At 43.8% G+C, this 17240-nt stretch carries 14 protein-coding genes; 7 read left to right on the top strand and 7 right to left on the bottom strand.

Annotated elements, in window-relative coordinates; genetic code table 11:
• The first annotated feature begins 291 nt into the window (after positions 1 to 291).
• Complete coding sequence (locus RB160_RS11370) at positions 292 to 621, top strand: hypothetical protein (protein WP_316570438.1); 330 nt, start codon at positions 292 to 294, stop codon at positions 619 to 621.
• A gap of 102 nt (positions 622 to 723) precedes the next feature.
• On the opposite strand, the gene prfB is transcribed toward RB160_RS11370, so the two are convergent.
• From prfB to RB160_RS11385, 3 genes are all read right to left on the bottom strand, one after another.
• Positions 724 to 1825, bottom strand: a protein-coding gene (gene prfB / locus RB160_RS11375) for a peptide chain release factor 2 (RefSeq protein ID WP_316570439.1) whose coding sequence is annotated in 2 segments (ribosomal slippage) — positions 724 to 1752 and positions 1754 to 1825 — 1101 coding nt in all. Because the reading frame shifts where the segments join, the coding sequence is not laid out codon by codon here.
• Between the two features lie 513 nt (positions 1826 to 2338).
• Positions 2339 to 4846: a preprotein translocase subunit SecA gene (secA, locus tag RB160_RS11380; RefSeq protein WP_316570440.1), complete on the bottom strand. Its 2508-nt coding sequence runs from the start codon at positions 4844 to 4846 to the stop codon at positions 2339 to 2341.
• Complete coding sequence (locus RB160_RS11385; RefSeq protein ID WP_316570441.1) at positions 4834 to 4977, bottom strand: hypothetical protein; 144 nt, start codon at positions 4975 to 4977, stop codon at positions 4834 to 4836. Before RB160_RS11385 ends, secA begins: the two co-directional genes overlap by 13 nt.
• A 713-nt stretch (positions 4978 to 5690) precedes the next feature.
• Here RB160_RS11385 and RB160_RS11390 point away from each other — a divergent pair.
• The 6 genes from RB160_RS11390 (at position 5691) to RB160_RS11415 (ending at position 14281) form a co-directional block, all read left to right on the top strand.
• Positions 5691 to 7061 carry a cytochrome c3 family protein gene (locus RB160_RS11390; protein ID WP_316570442.1) on the top strand — a complete coding sequence of 457 codons (1371 nt, stop codon included), beginning with the start codon at positions 5691 to 5693 and terminating at the stop codon, positions 7059 to 7061.
• Between the two features lie 76 nt (positions 7062 to 7137).
• Positions 7138 to 8325: a NapC/NirT family cytochrome c gene (locus tag RB160_RS11395; protein ID WP_316570443.1), complete on the top strand. Its 1188-nt coding sequence runs from the start codon at positions 7138 to 7140 to the stop codon at positions 8323 to 8325.
• 25 nt (positions 8326 to 8350) lie between these two features.
• On the top strand, positions 8351 to 9046 hold the full coding sequence (locus tag RB160_RS11400) for a tetratricopeptide repeat protein (protein WP_316570444.1): 696 nt from the start codon (positions 8351 to 8353) through the stop codon (positions 9044 to 9046).
• Between the two features lie 2 nt (positions 9047 to 9048).
• Entirely contained in the window at positions 9049 to 10017 is a 969-nt protein-coding gene (locus RB160_RS11405; RefSeq protein ID WP_316570445.1) for a 6-bladed beta-propeller, read from the top strand.
• Positions 10018 to 10131: 114 nt separating this feature from the next.
• Positions 10132 to 11955: a cytochrome c3 family protein gene (locus RB160_RS11410; RefSeq protein WP_316570446.1), complete on the top strand. Its 1824-nt coding sequence runs from the start codon at positions 10132 to 10134 to the stop codon at positions 11953 to 11955.
• A 265-nt stretch (positions 11956 to 12220) separates the two neighbouring features.
• The gene (locus RB160_RS11415; RefSeq protein ID WP_316570447.1) at positions 12221 to 14281 is read left to right on the top strand and encodes an Ig-like domain-containing protein; all 2061 of its coding nucleotides are present in this window, start codon (positions 12221 to 12223) and stop codon (positions 14279 to 14281) included.
• Positions 14282 to 14539: 258 nt separating this feature from the next.
• Here the strand turns inward: RB160_RS11415 and RB160_RS11420 are convergent, their stop codons facing one another.
• The 4 genes from RB160_RS11420 to hpf form a co-directional block, all read right to left on the bottom strand.
• Positions 14540 to 15070 carry a chromate transporter gene (locus tag RB160_RS11420; RefSeq protein WP_316570448.1) on the bottom strand — a complete coding sequence of 177 codons (531 nt, stop codon included), beginning with the start codon at positions 15068 to 15070 and terminating at the stop codon, positions 14540 to 14542.
• Positions 15067 to 15621, bottom strand: coding sequence for a chromate transporter (locus tag RB160_RS11425; protein ID WP_316570449.1), 555 nt, complete (start codon positions 15619 to 15621; stop codon positions 15067 to 15069). The genes RB160_RS11420 and RB160_RS11425 overlap by 4 nt, the downstream gene beginning before the upstream one ends.
• Positions 15622 to 15633: 12 nt before the next feature.
• On the bottom strand, positions 15634 to 16497 hold the full coding sequence (locus tag RB160_RS11430; protein ID WP_316570450.1) for a DUF1028 domain-containing protein: 864 nt from the start codon (positions 16495 to 16497) through the stop codon (positions 15634 to 15636).
• Between the two features lie 148 nt (positions 16498 to 16645).
• Positions 16646 to 17194, bottom strand: a complete 549-nt coding sequence (gene hpf / locus RB160_RS11435; RefSeq protein WP_316570451.1) for a ribosome hibernation-promoting factor, HPF/YfiA family — start codon at positions 17192 to 17194, stop codon at positions 16646 to 16648.
• Positions 17195 to 17240 lie beyond the last annotated feature (46 nt).

A 17240-nucleotide genomic window follows, 5' to 3' on the forward strand; every position in this document is an offset into this window, starting at 1 on the left:
GCAAGAGTATAGCATTCACCGTCAGGCCGCGCAAATTAACGTAAAAAACATAAAATTTTTTTATAAATCCTGTGGATATGTTCGGGCGTTTTCAGGAAATAGCCTGTTGATAACCCGTAGTTCTGCTCTCTAACCGGGCCAACTGTGAATAACTATAAAAAGCAGGGCGGAAATCTTGTGGATAAGTTGGTTATCCACTGTTTTTTGTTGATAAATCAATGAATTTCCACATTTATTCCTAGGCTTTTAAGGTGAAAATTTATGGTATACTCGCAAAAAGGAGGTGAAAAAGTGGAAGAGCTATTAAAAGATTTTATGGGAAAAATCGATAATCAGTTTGAACTGATGGGCAAGAGATTCGATGGGATTGATCAGCGGCTTGATGGCATTGACGCAAGGCTGGACCGAGTGGATGGACGACTGGAAACAATCAACAACCACGCAACTGAGTTTAGGAGCCATTTTAAGCAAATCCACACCAAACTGGACGGTCACGAGAAAGTTTTCAACGTCATTGCTGACGAAATTACAGGAATAAAGTTTGATATTGCACACCTAAGTGCCAAATCCGGCATCCACGAAACCGAGATCTCCACAATTAAAAAACGCATGCAGCTTTAGCCTCTCCGACTATTCCACGTCGGCAAATGAAATCCAAAAAATAAAACAAGCCTTTGCCGGCGGTATTTCCGGCAAAGGCTTTAATTTTTCAAAATGTAAATCTTACGAGAGCTTCGACCGCAAATACGAATCAATGAACGGATCAAGCTCCCCATCCATCACAGCCTGCACATTTCCGGATTCCGTACCCGTCCTATGGTCCTTCACCATTGAATACGGGTGGAACACGTACGAACGGATTTGGCTTCCCCAGCCGATCTCCTTCTGTTCGCCGCGGATTTCCGCAAGCTGCTTTTCCTTTTCCTCAATCTCGCGCTGGTACAGCTTTGCCTTCAGTAAATTCATCGCCCGTTCACGGTTTTTAATCTGCGATCGCTCCGTCTGGCACGTCACAACCACACCAGTCGGAATATGCGTAATCCTCACCGCAGAATCAGTTGTATTGACATGCTGACCGCCCGCACCGCTCGATCGGTACGTATCAATCTTTAAATCTTCGGTCCTAATGTCGATTTCAATCTCGTCATTGAATTCCGGCATAACCTCGCATGAAACGAACGATGTATGGCGGCGGCCCGACGAATCGAATGGCGAGATCCGTACAAGCCGGTGGACACCCTTCTCCGCCTTTAAATAGCCGTACGCATTATGCCCTTTAATTGCCAGGGTAACACTCTTGATTCCGGCTTCATCACCAGGAAGGTAATCAAGCGTCTCGACCTTATAGCCGCGCTTCTCCGCCCAGCGGGTGTACATCCGCAAAAGCATCGAGCCCCAATCCTGGGACTCCGTACCGCCAGCACCGGGATGCAGCTCCAAAATCGCATTGTTTTTATCATAAGGCTCGCTCAACAGCATCTCAAGCTCATACTCGTCAAGACGTGCTGTCAATGCTGTAAGCTCCTCTTCAAGTTCTTCCTGCAATTCAGCATCCGGCTCCTCCTTAAGAAGCTCGAATGTCACTTCTAAATCCTCATACTTCTCATTCATCTCCAGGAACGCATGCACCTGGTCCTTTAGAGCATTTGCCTCGTTAATCACTGTCTGCGCGGCATTCTGGTCATTCCAGAAATCCGGATGCAGCATCTCATTATCAAGCTGCGCTATCCGTGCCTCCTTTTCCTCTAGGTCAAAGAGACCCCCTGAAGCCCGCTAATCGCTTAGCTGTTTTCTCCAACTCGTTTCTGATATCTGAAAACTCCATATCAATCACCTCAAACATCTTTCCATTAGAATAGTCATTATCTAGTATATACCCTCAAGCCTCGAATGCCAAAGCTCTAGGAAAAATTAAAAGCCGCCGAAGCCCAGCTACGAAGGCAAAAAACAGGGAAACGTTCGATAAAATTTCCTATAAAGCATAGGGTAAGGTCCGAACATAAGCGTAGCTTTGGACTCCTACATCCCGGAAATGCAGTTTTGTGTCCAAACATTGGGCATCTTTGGACACATACATCCCGGGAATGAAGTTCCGTGTCCAAAGAACAGGCACCTCTGGACTCTTACCTCCCGGAAATGTGGTTTTGTGTCCAAACAATGGGTATCTTTGGACTCCTACTTCCCGGAAATTCAGTTCCGTGTCCAAACAATCGAGAAGCTTTCTTTTGAACTTATATCAACTAAAAATGTGGCGCTGGCTACAAACATGCACATGCTATGGCTACTGGGGCCCAGAACAAAGGAAGCCGGCAACCGCCGGCCCCCATCAGTAACACTATTAAACCGCCCCGTGGCAGTTTTTGAACTTTTTGCCGCTGCCGCAATGGCATGGGTCATTGCGCCCAATGTTCGTCTTTTTAATGACAGGCTTCTTTTTAATCTTTTCTCCGTCTTCCTTCGGGTTGACGGCATGGCCCTTTGCAACTTCCTGGCGCTGAAGGTTGCTGCGGATTTCCGCCTTCATGATGTAACGGGCAACCTCTTCCTCGATGGAGACGACCATAGTCTCAAACATCGCGAAGCCTTCATGCTGGTACTCACGCAGAGGATCCGTTTGGGCGTACGCGCGAAGGTGGATACCCTGGCGGAGCTGGTCCATCGCATCGATGTGGTCAATCCACTTGGAGTCGACGGCGCGTAAGACGATAACCTTCTCGAATTCACGCATTTGCTCAGGAGACAGGATTTCTTCCTTCTCGTCGTAGCGTTCCTTTACTTTCGCAAAAATAACATCGGCCATTTCGTCCGGATCTTTGTCCTTCAAATCAGCAACTGTGATGTCGCCTTCATGGAGTAGGTTGTTTGTCGTGAAGTCGACAATGCCCTGAATATTCCATTCGTCTTCATCCCCGCTGCCAGGAGCATAAGCCGGGATTGCGCGGTCGATGGTTGCTTTAATCATATTCTCTACAATTTCGCGAAGGTTTTCCGCGTCAAGCACTTCGTTTCGCTGGCCATAAATGATTTCACGCTGCTGGCGCAGAACGTCATCATACTGGAGGAGCTGCTTACGGGCATCAAAGTTATTGCCTTCAACGCGCTTCTGGGCAGACTCGACGGCACGCGATACCATTTTGCTCTGGATTGGCTGGGAGTCATCCATACCAAGGCGGGCCATCATGTTCTTCATATTATCGGAACCGAAGCGGCGCATCAGTTCATCTTCCATGGAAAGGTAGAACTGGGTTACCCCCGGATCTCCCTGGCGTCCGGAACGTCCACGTAGCTGATTGTCTATCCGGCGTGATTCATGGCGTTCCGTACCGATAACGGCAAGCCCACCAAGATCGACAACGCCTTCACCAAGCTTGATATCCGTACCGCGCCCGGCCATGTTCGTCGCGATCGTCACGGCACCTTTTTGGCCCGCATCTTCAATAATTTCCGCTTCACGGCCATGGTTTTTCGCATTCAGCACGTTGTGGGGAATGCCTTTTTTCTGTAGATACTTCGAAATGAGTTCGGAAGTCTCAATTGCGACTGTACCAACAAGGACTGGCTGGCCTTTTTTATGTCGATCGGCAATGTCCTCTACGACTGCCCGGAATTTCCCGTCCATAGATGCATAGATCAAATCAGCGCGGTCGTCGCGGATGATCGGACGGTTGGTCGGGATGACGATAACGTTCATATTATATATGTTGCGGAATTCTTCTTCCTCGGTTTTCGCGGTACCGGTCATACCAGCGAGCTTCTCGTACATACGGAAATAGTTCTGGAATGTAATCGTCGCAAGTGTCATGCTCTCATTCTGGACTTCAAGGCCTTCCTTCGCCTCGATTGCCTGGTGAAGGCCTTCTGAATAGCGGCGGCCTTTCATAAGGCGTCCTGTGAACTGGTCAACGATGACGATTTCGCCGTCCTGGACAACGTAGTCAATATCCAAGTGCATTGATACATTTGCCTTCAACGCCTGGTTAATGTGATGGTTCAACGTTACATGGTTGATGTCAAAAAGGTTTTCGATGCCGAATGCGCGCTCAGCCTTCGAAATTCCCTGCTCGGTCAGCATGACGCCTTTCGTCTTTTCATCATAGGTATAATCTTGATCCCTTGTCAGTGTCCGAACGAATGCATTCGCCTGCATGTAGAGGGACGTCGATTTCTGGGCGGTACCGGAAATGATCAGCGGCGTCCTCGCTTCGTCGATCAGGATGGAGTCAACCTCGTCAATGACTGCGTAATAAAGTGGGCGCTGAACTTTTTGTTCCTTATATAACACCATGTTGTCGCGGAGATAATCAAAGCCGTATTCATTGTTCGTTCCATACGTGATATCCGCCGCGTATGCTTCCTGCTTTTCTTCCTTCGACATACTGTTCAGGTTCAATCCAACAGTGAGGCCAAGGAAATTGTACAGCTGGCCCATTTCAGTGGCATCGCGGCTGGCAAGGTATTCGTTGACGGTAACAACATGGACGCCTTTGCCGGACAAAGCATTCAGGTATACGGGCATCGTAGCTGTCAGTGTTTTTCCTTCCCCTGTTTTCATTTCAGAAATATTTCCTTCATGAAGGGAAATACCACCCATCAGCTGGACCGGATATGGATACAGCCCCAAAACACGGCGCGCGCCTTCACGGACCACCGCAAACGCTTCGACAAGCAGGTCATCAAGCGACTCGCCATTTTGGTAACGCTGCTTGAATTCTTCGGTTTTTTCGCGAAGCTGGTCATCTGTCAGCTTTTCGGTTTCATCCGCCAGAGCCTCAATCTGGCTGGCCATCCTGGTCAGCCTCTTGACTTCGCGTTTATTCATATCAAACAATTTATTTAAAATTCCCATCTTGACTCTCCTTCTTCATTCAGCATTCGAATCCCATAAGGAGAAAGGATTCTCTTTACAGCGCAAAATTCCTCTAAAAATAATTCGCCAATTTCTGTTACCATCTTACCACTTCCGCTATGCAGTGACAACAAATGCCCACCTTGATAAAGGCATAGGACCTGTCAACCAAAGGGTCTTTTTGAAAATTTTCCACAAATTCTTTCCGCTATGCAAAAGGACCCATTGGGGGATTCGAAAATGTCTAAAATGATATTTCCTTCATTTTTAATACTGCCTGCTTTTTTTCGTTTTTATTTCCAGGCTGGATTGAAGAGTTGGTTTTCAATTTCGAAATGAGGTGCAAAGGTTTAGGCTGCCACATTCCTCTCAAGTGTTTCCTTTTCCCAGAAACTGCTTTTTGTAAAACTGCATTCCCCCACTTGGTTTGTGGGCCAATTTTTAAAAAGAAAAAATCTTCACAAGTTCTTCACAACTTCCACATAATAAAATCACAACTCGGCTCATTGATAAATACTGGCCTTCAATTTCACCTCAATATTTTCATTATGCATAAAACCAACTCAAAACCGCTAGAATTAGCTGATTTTTATTCATTTTACAGTATAAAAATTTAATATCTTTCTAGTTTACACTACACACGTATTGTTAATGAAAGCTATGGCACATCAAGTTTCCACAGGGAATTTTTATTCAAAAAAAGCGATGACAGACTTCGCAACTTTATTCACAAATTGTACATTGGAAAATCACTTTGGGGTGTTAGATACTACCTTTAGAGAGGTTAATATGGAAATAAAAGTAGATAGAAAATCAAACAGAAAAACGGAAAGGGTGAAACAGCGTGGCCTTTTGGAGAAAATCCAAACAGACAGAGACTAGCCCTGAGACAGAGACAAGGGAAGGGAATAAAAAAGTCGGCCTTATACGCAGATTATGGCGCAAATTCAGAAATATAGATTGGAAGAATCCGGTTAACCGCTGGAAGCTAGGCTTCGCTCTCCTTTTCGGGCTTATCGCCATGAGCGGAACAGCATACGGAGCAATTGCCTTCACATCAAATCCATCTTTCTGCTCCAGCTGCCACGAAATGGCGCCGGAATACCAAACATTCAAAGCGAGCGCCCACAGCGAGATCAAATGTACGCAGTGCCACATCGAGCCTGGCGCGAAGAATATGGTCCTTCATAAGATCGAATCTTTGAAGGAAGTTTACTACCATGTTGTCGGTCCGCCAGACCCAATCGTACAGACCAAACCGGTCATGAAGGTAAACTGCGGACAATGCCACTCGGATAACCGCCTAGTCACCGCAACCGGCGACCTGAAGGTGAACCATAAAAAGCACATTAAAAAAGACATTCCTTGTATTACTTGCCACGCGGGAGTTGCGCACGCGAAAGTGGTCGACCGGGGAATTAACGGTTCCGAAACGTACGACCACTGGACAGAGAAAAATATTAAAAAACTGATGACGAAAGAATACACAAACCCGAACATGGGAACGTGCATTGATTGCCACGACAAGGTGAACAAAGGCGAAGAGCCTTGGAAGGACATCGCCTACAGCCTGCCGGTCAATACGCACGGCGCTGAAAAAGAGAAAGGCCATGGCTCTGAAACTGCAACCGCCGAGCCCCACGAAGCGGATGTAATTGGAGTACAGGGCAGCCATGAAGTAACCAAGAAAACACAGGATATCATCCTTCAGGCAATTGGAAAACAAAAAGATGGCGTTAAGATTTCAATGGATTGTTTTACATGCCACAAGGAAGTCGCCATACCAAAGAGCCACGAAAAAGTAAAATGGAACGAAAGCCATGGCGGCACCGCATTTAAAGAGCTTAATGAATGCATCAACTGCCACCAGGATTCTAAATGGATCCGCGACATTGCCAAGCAGGACATTCTAACTTTAATCAAGGATGACGGCGTTAAGGAAAAATACGAACCGAATATCACAGTCGTGAAAGACAAATCCCGTGCCAGCGCCTTCTGCTCCGCCTGCCACGGAAACCGCCCGCCGGGCCACCTAGACAGCGATCAATGGCTCACAGCACACGCACCGAAAGCAGAAACCAAAGAGGCAAAAGCCCGCTGCTATGTGTGCCACGACAAAGAAAAGCCTGCGGAAGGAACAAAGTCAACCGCGCCAACGGACGTATACTGCCAGTACTGCCACAGAACCGGCTTCAAGAGTGAAAAAGGTGTATAGTCATTAAATCATGTGCGGCCCTGGAATTACGGGGCCGCTCAAATAACCGTAATACTGAAACTGGAGGGACAGTCTTATGGAAGAAGAAAAGATTGACCAGGAACTCCCGGCCCCTCCCCGTTTTCGCAATACGTTTTTCAAAATCGCAACGTTAACCCTGCTGTTTTTGGTCCTTTTTTTCACCATCGGATTTGTAGGGCTCGAAACATCATCAAGCTCCGAATTCTGCTCATCCTGCCATGAAATGAAGCCGGAGTACTACACCTGGAAGGCCTCCTCCCACGGTGAAGTGGATTGCGTAAACTGCCATATCGAACCAGGGGTCGAGAATTTAGCAAAAGCGAAAGGCAACGGACTCGTCGAGCTTTACAAAAAACAGACACAAACGTACACCGCACCGATTCGAATGCCCAAGGACATACCAGACAAGTCATGTGAACGTTGTCACAATGTGTATAAACGTGACGTCACTCCATCCGGTGATCTCATCATTCCACATGATAAGCATAAAAATGAAGGAATTGAATGCATTCAGTGCCATAGCGGGGTTGCACATGCGAAAATAGCTGACAGAAAAATTACGTATAAAACTGATTATCTAAAGTGGAATGAACACCAAGGCAAAAGCATCATGTCTGATACGAAATATACCAAACCTCAAATGGATACGTGTATGGAATGCCATAAAGCAAGAAAAGCGCCTTTAGAATGCACAGCATGCCATCAGTCATCCATGGTTCCAGAAAACCATAAAACTTCTGAATTTAAACTTGGAGGGCATGGGAAAATTAAACCCTCTGACCTTCAAACCTGTGATAAATGCCATTCCTATATGTCAAGCCAGAGTTATGACTTTTTCAAAGAAGAACTGAATTACAAAAAATATTTAAATAATGAACAAACAGGTGTTAATATCCAAACGACTGTTTCCCAATATGCAAAAGCTAATACTTTTTGCAAAAACTGTCATGGCCAGCAGCCGAAAAGCCATAAGCAGTCACTATTCCATATGAATCACGGAAAACTGGCAAACGATAAGAAAAATTGCTATACATGCCACGACAACAGGATAGTTGGAGATGAACCTGTTACACAAGTCGCATGTGCTACCTGCCACCCTAGCTCACACGGCAACACTTGGAAAGATAGGCATCCTATTAAAATCGCTGAAAATCAAAAAATAAGCGGAACCTGCCTCCAATGCCATTCAGAGCCTTTATGTAATAAATGTCATAGTTTAACTCCAAATAGACGACAAAAATGACAACTTTCCGAGAGGGGTATTATCCATGGAAGAAGAAAAGACAACTCAAAGGGAAGAGGAAAAGCAGCCTAAAAAAAAGCCAAAGAGATTTACTCTCTTACAAAGTCTTCTTTTAATTGTTTTATCCTTCGCCCTAACCTCAGGTACTGGTTATGCTCTAGGCCACTTCTATTTCTGGAATGACATTGACATGAAGAGGGTTAATGAGCAGTTAGAGTACTACAAAGAAAAAGTAAGAGTCGATCCCGCAAATTTAGAAAATCGCGTTATCCTGGGTTACACGTATTTTTTAAAAGGACAAAATGAAAAAGCGATTAAAGAATTCCAGTATGTATTAGATCAAGATGATAAATATTACGATGCTTATTATAATCTTGGCCTAGTTTATCTTGACGAAGAATACTATAACGATGCGTTACTAGTCTTTAATAAAACTGTAAGCATTGCTCCAAAAGATTATAAAGGACATGTCCAGCTAGGAATTACCTACCGTAACCTCAAGATGTATAAAGAAGCTATGGAGGCTCTTGAGGAGGCAAATAAATTAAACCCGGCTAATGCCGACATCATTTACCAAATAGGGTTGGTAGCTGAGGCAAAAGGCGATTATAAAGCAGCCGTGGACATCTATAAGGAAGCCCTTCAATTCGATCCTTTATATGAAGATGCTTCAAAGGCCCTTGATCGAGTACACAACGAAACAAAGACAGAAGGTGAATGACAATGAAGAGGCGTACTACCTATATATTAATGTTAGTAGTTTCTCTCACAACAGCAGCCGTTTTTTCCTTCCTTTTCATCCAAGGAAAAGATGTACCTACAGGGTTACAGGGATTAATAAATCCTACAGGGGCACCCGAATTCAAGCAGCAGCTGACAGGGAGTTTTGATTCGGCGTTAGATAAACCAATGGATATAGCTGTATCAGATTCGTTCATCTTTGTCTCAGATACTAATAATAAGCGAGTTTCAGTTTTCGACTTAGCCGGTTCTCCACTTTATAACTTTGGTGAGGAAGGCGATAAACCTGGACAGTTCAAGTTTCCATATGGAATTTCAACCGACTCGAAAGGTAGGGTCTATGTAGCAGACCTTTATAACGGAAATATATCCATATTAGATGAGAAAGGCAAATTCATAGATTACTTCGCAAAAGAATATACAAAAGAGAAAAAAATAACTTCACCCGGTGGATTAAGAATAATAGATGAAAAGGTTTACGTTACAGATATACAACAAAACAAAGTCTTTATCTTCGACATCAACGGAAAATTGATTAGGGAAATAGGAAAACCTGGAAAAGATGATGGGGAATTTATAGCCCCAAATTCCATAACAGCTGATCAAGATGGAAATATATATGTTGTCGATACAGGAAATCAACGAGTACAGGTCTTTGATAAAGAAGGAAAATTTGTTCGAATTATAAACGGTTCCCAGGATGGGAAAGGAGATTCTATCTTTGTAAACCCAAGAGGAATTGGAATTGATAGCCGAGGACTTATCTATGTAGTCAGTAACTTGACACATATCATTTATGGATTTAACAAAGATGGGGAGCAAGCCTTCCAATTTGGTTCTATGGGTGAAGGCAACGGGCAGTTTAACCTTCCAAATGGACTATATATTGACGGTGAAGACAATGTGTTCATAACAGATACGCTTAATTTAAGGGTTGCAATGTTTAATTAAGAGCAATGGAAGCATCTTGAATTATTTATAAATCTTTTAAGGAGGTGATGGCTGGAGACAAAGAGCATTGTAAAAAAGAGTAAAAAGAGAAAAGCTTAACGGGAGGTTTTTTAAGTGAAAAAGTTCAGTTTTAGTTTGCTGTTCGCGATCATGCTGCTTGGTATTTTTGCAGCCGCAGCGTCTGCTCAAGATCCCGCAAACAATGATGCAGGTAAAAACCACAATGAGGAGCAAACTGCTCCGCAAGCAGGAGTTTTGAATGAAAACGCAAATAATACAGGTTCCGGCGTAGACGTTGTTAAACCTGATGGAAATTTCGACGAAGTAATTAAAAACGTAGATGGCCACAAAACACACGGAGAATACCAAAACAATACAAACTCCTGTGCAAGCTGCCACCAGACGCATACTTCGAAAGGCAAGCAGCTATTGTTTGCTGATACAACTTACCAAACATGTGCAGCCTGCCATGATGGTACACTAGGATTCTATAACGTTTTTGAAACCGGAGCTAATGCCGACCTAAACGGTGGTGGAACTTTCGGCGGAAGCCATGTTAATAATATGAGTATTCACCAATCTAATGATGCTATTCTAATTAAAGCTGCGCCAGGTGGTAATAAGAATGGTACTTCCACTACTGGTCAGGCTCAATGGGGTGCTTCATTCAGCTGTGCAAGCTGCCATGCCCCACACGGATCTTACTCAGATCGTTTATTGCATTATAATCCTAACGGAATGGCTACCACACCACGTAACGTCGTTAACGGAGATAACTTAGGTGGAAATCGTATTGATAACCTAGTTCCCACCGCTACTGTTCCAACTTCAGGTAGCGATTATAAATTAGTAATATCTGAATCTTCCGCTGTTGAAGATGAAGTAGCTTCAGGTGTAAAAGCAAAGGTACTTTATCTATACAAAGGAGCTACAAAACAAGAAGTTCCTATGTTATACGGGTATGGTTCTCATGGTACTCCACACTTCACACATCTAGCTTACAAAACGAAAGCAGTTACTGAGGATAACTCTCCAACTGGTTGGAAGGGTTCTTTAGTTCAAGTAAATGATACAACCAAAGGGCTTAAATGGGAAACAATTGCTGATCAAACTGTAGTTTGGGAAAAGCCAGCAGGAACATTTAAGTTAGATAATGGTGACACATTTACAGGCGTCAAAGCTGACTTAAAAGAAGTAAAATCATGGGTAGATTCAACTTCACGTATCGAGTACGGAGATCCTGATGTATATTTCAGCAATGAACACGGATATTTTAAAGCTTTAACTGTAAAAGGAAATGATATCCTAAATGGTCTTGATACTGACAACTACGGTGCCGTTGTAGGTCAAGTATCTCTAGCGTACACTGTTGATATGGACCTTCAAGTAGTACAAAACATTGACGGATTGAAAATTTACAAAAACAACCAATCAGCTTACTGGACAGAAAAGACTCTTAACAATACTGGGACAACTAAAGACTTCGTTGGTCAAGGAGTTAAAATGTCTGAATTCTGTGCTGCTTGTCATACCGACTATCTTGCCAAATCAAGTAGTTCTACTGGAGTGAAATCTGGTTCATATTCAAAATCTTTCCGCCACACTACAACCAGTGCAAGCTACTCTTGTGTACGCTGTCACTTCGCTCACGGAACTGACGCTGAAATCATGATGGATGCAGATGGTAAAACAGTTGCACAACTAACCGCTACTGGTGGCAAGTTTGTAGGTGATAAAAATGCGGCTTTGGCTTATATGAAAGATAAGAACAATTCATCAGCACTTAAGAAGTTCACTAACATGACAGTATGCTGGGCTTGCCATAATAGCTCTAAAGCTACAACCATTAAGAACACAAACCGTCCTGAGGGTCATCCAAACGGAATGCCTATGACAGATGTTAACTTTGGCGGTACTATTAAGTCAATTCAACGGTAATAAAATAACAAATAGCCCCACTATTTGTTATTTATGAAAAATTAATAACAAGGTGCTATGCTTCGGCATAGCACCTGTTTTTCTTATTCCGTAAATATGTAATTAATTCTAAGTAAAATTGAATATATTTGTGACATTTCTACTTTTGATATATGTATTTTTATTGAATTTCACCCTGAATCACTAGTTAAAGTGTGTTACTGACATTAAAATGAAGATAAGAGACCGAGCTGCATAAGATTGAGAATGAAAGAGGGTTTTACCTGTGAAACAGATAGGGCTTGCAACTCACATAAGAATCATGCTATCTGTAGCTCTTGCTGTTTATATTAATTTCAACTTTCTATCCACCATTAATTATCACCCGGCAAAAGCTGCGGAATCATCAAATCCAACAATTTTTATTACATCACCTAAGAATGGAGATACAGTGACCTCTAATCCCTTTATCTTCACAGGAACCGTTTCCAATTTCAACTCGCTTAATAATGTTACTATTGAACTATTTGAAGAAAGCAGAGTACTTGGTACAGCTGCGCCGGAAAGTGATGGTAAGTGGTCCTATTCGGTTAGCTTACGAAACGGCACTCACACAATTACAGCGAAAGCTCTGGACACACTTGGCAATTCAGCCATATCAGATCCAGTTAATATAAGTGTAAATACGGAAATTAATCCAGTAACTGTTATAGAGCCAGCCAGCAATGGTTATATTAATAGGTCAAGTTTTAGCGGTTTTACCAACCCGAACTATACTGTTCATCTCTGTATAAGGTGTACCAAAAATGAAGACAACGAAATACTTGGAAACTGGAAAACCGCTGTAGCAAATGAGACTGGTTTCTGGATAATCGAAATACCAGACCAAACCGAAGGATTGCAAACTGCTTACGTTAAAGCCAGTGATCCGGCTGGAAACGAAAGTACAGTTTCGGAGATCACATATACGTTTGATAAAAGCAGACCCATTATATTGCCAAACGTTTATCCCAAAAACGATATGACACATGTCCCGCTTAATACAGAAATAAAAATACAATTGTTTGATGAATCACCTATTGCTAAATCCTCAGTTAAAGATCAAGCAATCACTCTTTCTCAAAATGGGACTAAAGTATTAATTGAAGCAAATCCGAACTATGACTCTGAGACAAAAACCATTACGTTTAAGCCAACGGCGGATTTAGAACCTGGAAAAAAATATATTGTCAATATAAATCAAGGAATTTCAGATACTGCAGGAAACTATGCCCGCCCACGTTCCTGGTCCTTTACGACTATTTCTGATCCAGCTCTATTAGAGGAAAATCCATTTGGCGAAAATCCACATGGCACCTACCAGGAAAATGTAAATACATGCAGCAACTGCCATAGTACACATACCGCTGAAAACCCAAAGCTTTTATCACAAGCTATAGGTGTTGACGGTCAAAATATTTCCAATTACTGTAACGCTTGTCATGATGGAACAGTTGGGGCTCCGTTGCCTGAAAATTCGATGAAGAGCCATGCACATGATTATGGAGTAAGTATCGATGGAATGCCCACAAGTAACTCATGTGCAAGCTGCCATAATCCACATTTGGAATGGTCAGAAGAGAATCCTAATCTTTTGCAAGATCATTTTACTTATGATCATCCCAATGACAAACAAATTCCGTCGAGCAGTAAAGAACAGCTTTGTGAGTCTTGTCATGAAACGGATAGTTTGGCGAGAAAAATAGATCCTCGTACAAATTACAGGATATTCAAATACAACAAATGGAACACTGCACTTGGAATTTATGAGGACTATCAATTATGCCTGCGATGCCATAATCAAAATTTCAAAGAAAAGTATGAAAACATGCCGGATATTGCTCAATTTTATAATAATCTTACCGAAAATATCAAAATGCAATATGAAAAAACTGAAAAGACCGCTTATAATCAGCGAGAAATTACCCTTGAAGAAAAATCGTTTTCAGGACATATTATCAAAGCGGAGGATGGAAGTCCTCTCGCAGGCCATATCCCGTGTGCTGATTGTCATGATACCCACGGGTCTGATAATATAAAACAATTAAAAAAATCGATAGGACATGAAAACCCAACAGCTTTTAATAAGTCCGACGGAGAATGGTCAGAAAGCTTAGAACGTGAATTTTGCTTAGCGTGCCATAACGGTTCAACTATCCTATATGGAATTACTGTAAAAGCTCCTACCCCTGAACTGTCTCCGGCTCATATTGATGTAAATAGCGTTTGCTCAAGTTGTCATGGCGGCTCATCAAACTCCTTTATGGAAGCGATACATGCACCAAAACGCAATAAGCCCAACCAGTAATACCTTTGATTCTATTCAGAGGTATTATTTTTTTACCTTCCTTTTATAACCGTTACCTCAACTTTTTCTATAAAAGCATTAAAAGCAGAACCAAATTGTATTTCATATTAATTGAATGATTGTTCTCGGGAATAAAAGTTGATTTTTACGTCTAATATCATCTCATTTTGATAAGAGGGCAGCTTGAATCCAATAAATAATTCATTGTTATTTTTCTCACCAAAAAACCGAAAGGGCTCCTCCCTTTCGGTTTTCAAGCTATCCAAGAAATATCGCGCCATATAAAAGGCTCCCTGCAATAACATAAGCCGGATGGACATTCATTTTTTCCATCAGGACAAGGCTAGCCGCTGCAAGAAATACCGTGTGCAAAAGACCCGGCCCCTGGTAGGATTCAATAAAAAAGTCATATGCCATGACGGCGAGCAACGCGGCGATTACCGGCCGGACAATCATGGTCATCCGTTTTACCTTTGGTGATTCCTTGTGTTTCATGAGCAAGCCGAGAAGCCCGATCATAAGCACGAGCGATGGTGCGACGCTGGCAAAAACGCCTATTGCCGCACCGAGTGTACCGCCCATCTCATAGCCTATGTAACCGGCCATTTTTGTCGCAATCGGTCCCGGAAGCGCGTTCCCCATGGCAAGCACTTCTGAAAACTCGCTGGTTGTCATCCAGCCATAACGGTCAACAACCTCCGCTTCAATCAACGGAATTGTCGACGGGCCTCCGCCGTATCCAAGAATTCCGGGAAGGAAAAATGCCCAAAATATTTGCAGATAAATCATGGTGTGCCTCCCTCCTTCTTGTCCCTTTTCAGCAAGGCTCCGAGAAGCAGGGCAAAAATGATGATGGCCGGATGGACACCGAGTGCTTCAAGAAGGACAAAGCTTCCCACCAGCAAGATAATCGTCCACACGGTTCCAAGGCTTGATCCAAGTGATTTTTTAATAAAATCCCATGTCATCGTCAATAGCATGATGGCGACGACTGGTACGACCGCGCTTGCCGCCCCCTGGACCCATGGCTGATCTTTAAAAGCATTCAGCCCGGTAAGGAGCAGAATCATTAAAATGATGGTTGGGACGATGGTTGCCAGGACAGCATTCAGCATCCCTGTATATCCCGCAACCCGGTAACCGATATATCCTGCGAGCTTTGTTGCGATTGGCCCCGGGAGCGCGTTTGCGAGGGCGAGGACATCGCCAAACTCCTCGCTGTCCATCCATTTGTAGCGGCCCACGACTTCTTTTTGGACAAGGGGAATGGATGAGGGCCCCCCGCCGTATCCGAGCATGCCAACCCGGAAAAAGGCCATGAATAAATCAGCTTGTTTCATTCAACGTTCATCTCATTTCTGTTGTGTAGACGGTTCCTGTGTTTTCATGTATTCAAGAACATCGAGGTCGATGTAGCCTTCCTCCTGTTCCCGCATTTCAAAGTTTTCAGTATGCAAATAGGCTGTCAACGCTTTAAGTGTTTCCTGTTTTCCGGCAATGTTTGTTTTAAAATAACCAAGGCGCCCAAGATGCTGGACAAGCTCGGTTTCAACGTCACCTGTAATCGGTACGATCCGTTCCGGCTTGGATGGTGCGAAATAAAGCTGCTGGAGGCCATAAATACGGATCAATTCCTTAATTGGTTCTGGATGATCGTCGACTCGGAGATCGATGTAGCGGTCATTAAAAGAGCCGTAACCGCCCCGCTCCTTGACGACGTAGAGAGCGGCGGACTGTTGGCCTCTGGAATCCCCTCCTGCCGCCTGGCCCGCATCAAGCGCCGCCAAAAGGCGTTCGGCAAGCGTTCCCTTCGTCTCCATGAATGTCGCGGCCATTTGTGAAACGGTTGTTTCACCGACGAGTATGTTCCCCTGGGCGGCAAAATGGGGCCCTGTTACGCCCCCTGCCCACTTGTAGCACTGAGAGCCTGTAAAAGTCGCGGCATTGCCTTGGGCATCAATAAGGCCGACTTGGCGCATTTCCCGTTCCCTGTCTTCCTCAATGATGATTTGCAGCGTTTCTTCCGCTGTTTTCCCAGCAGCCATAAGCTCGAGTGCCTTGGGGCCATACGTTGTGTTGGCGTACGACTGGGTTGCAACCGCGCCGATACCGGCTTTCGCCCAAGGCACTACCGCGCCCACTCCGAGGAATTTTGATTGGACGGCAATCCCCCATTCTTTTTCAACTGGATCGAACCCGACAATGGAAAAGGTCATGTAAACGTCCCCCTTCGTATGTATTGTACATCTACTACCCTACATTTCGATACTCTAAATGAAAATCCTTCACATTTTTAAAAAGAGCTACCGTATACGGTTTTAGTTAAAAAATCCGGCTCCCGAAACGGGAACCGGATTGCATTTTTTAGTGAGCTTCAATCAAACCGTAGCGACCGTCGTGGCGTTTGTAAACTACGTTGGTTTGGTTCGTTTCAGCGTTCGTGAAGACGTAGAAGTTATGGCCAAGCATGTTCATCTGAAGGATGGCCTCTTCACTGTCCATTGGCTTTAATTCAAATCGCTTTGTACGGACTACCTCAAGTTCTTCATCCTCGAACTCGGATGAATCAGAACCCTGTACTGTTGCGAACAGTGCGGCGAAATCGCCCTTTTCGCGGAATTTACGGTTTACTTTTGTTTTATGCTTGCGGATTTGGCGTTCCAATTTATCAGTAATCAGGTCGACCGCGGCATACATATCTGCATGGCTTTCCTCTGCGCGGAGGACGAGATGCGGCATCGGAATGGTGACTTCCACTTTGGATGTTTTGTCTTGGAAAACTTTTAAATTCACGTTTACATTGGAGTCCGGTGTTTCAGTAAAGTACCTTTCCAGTTTGGAAATCTTTTTTTCCACATACTCGCGAATTGCTGGAGTTACTTCAATGTTTTCACCACGAATGTTGTAATTCATAATGAAACTCCTCCTTTTGTTAAGACTATGTAAATATACTTCTCTC

Origin of the sequence: Neobacillus sp. YIM B06451, assembly GCF_032667185.1 — a bacterium.
Classification (GTDB): domain Bacteria; phylum Bacillota; class Bacilli; order Bacillales; family Cytobacillaceae; genus Bacillus_D.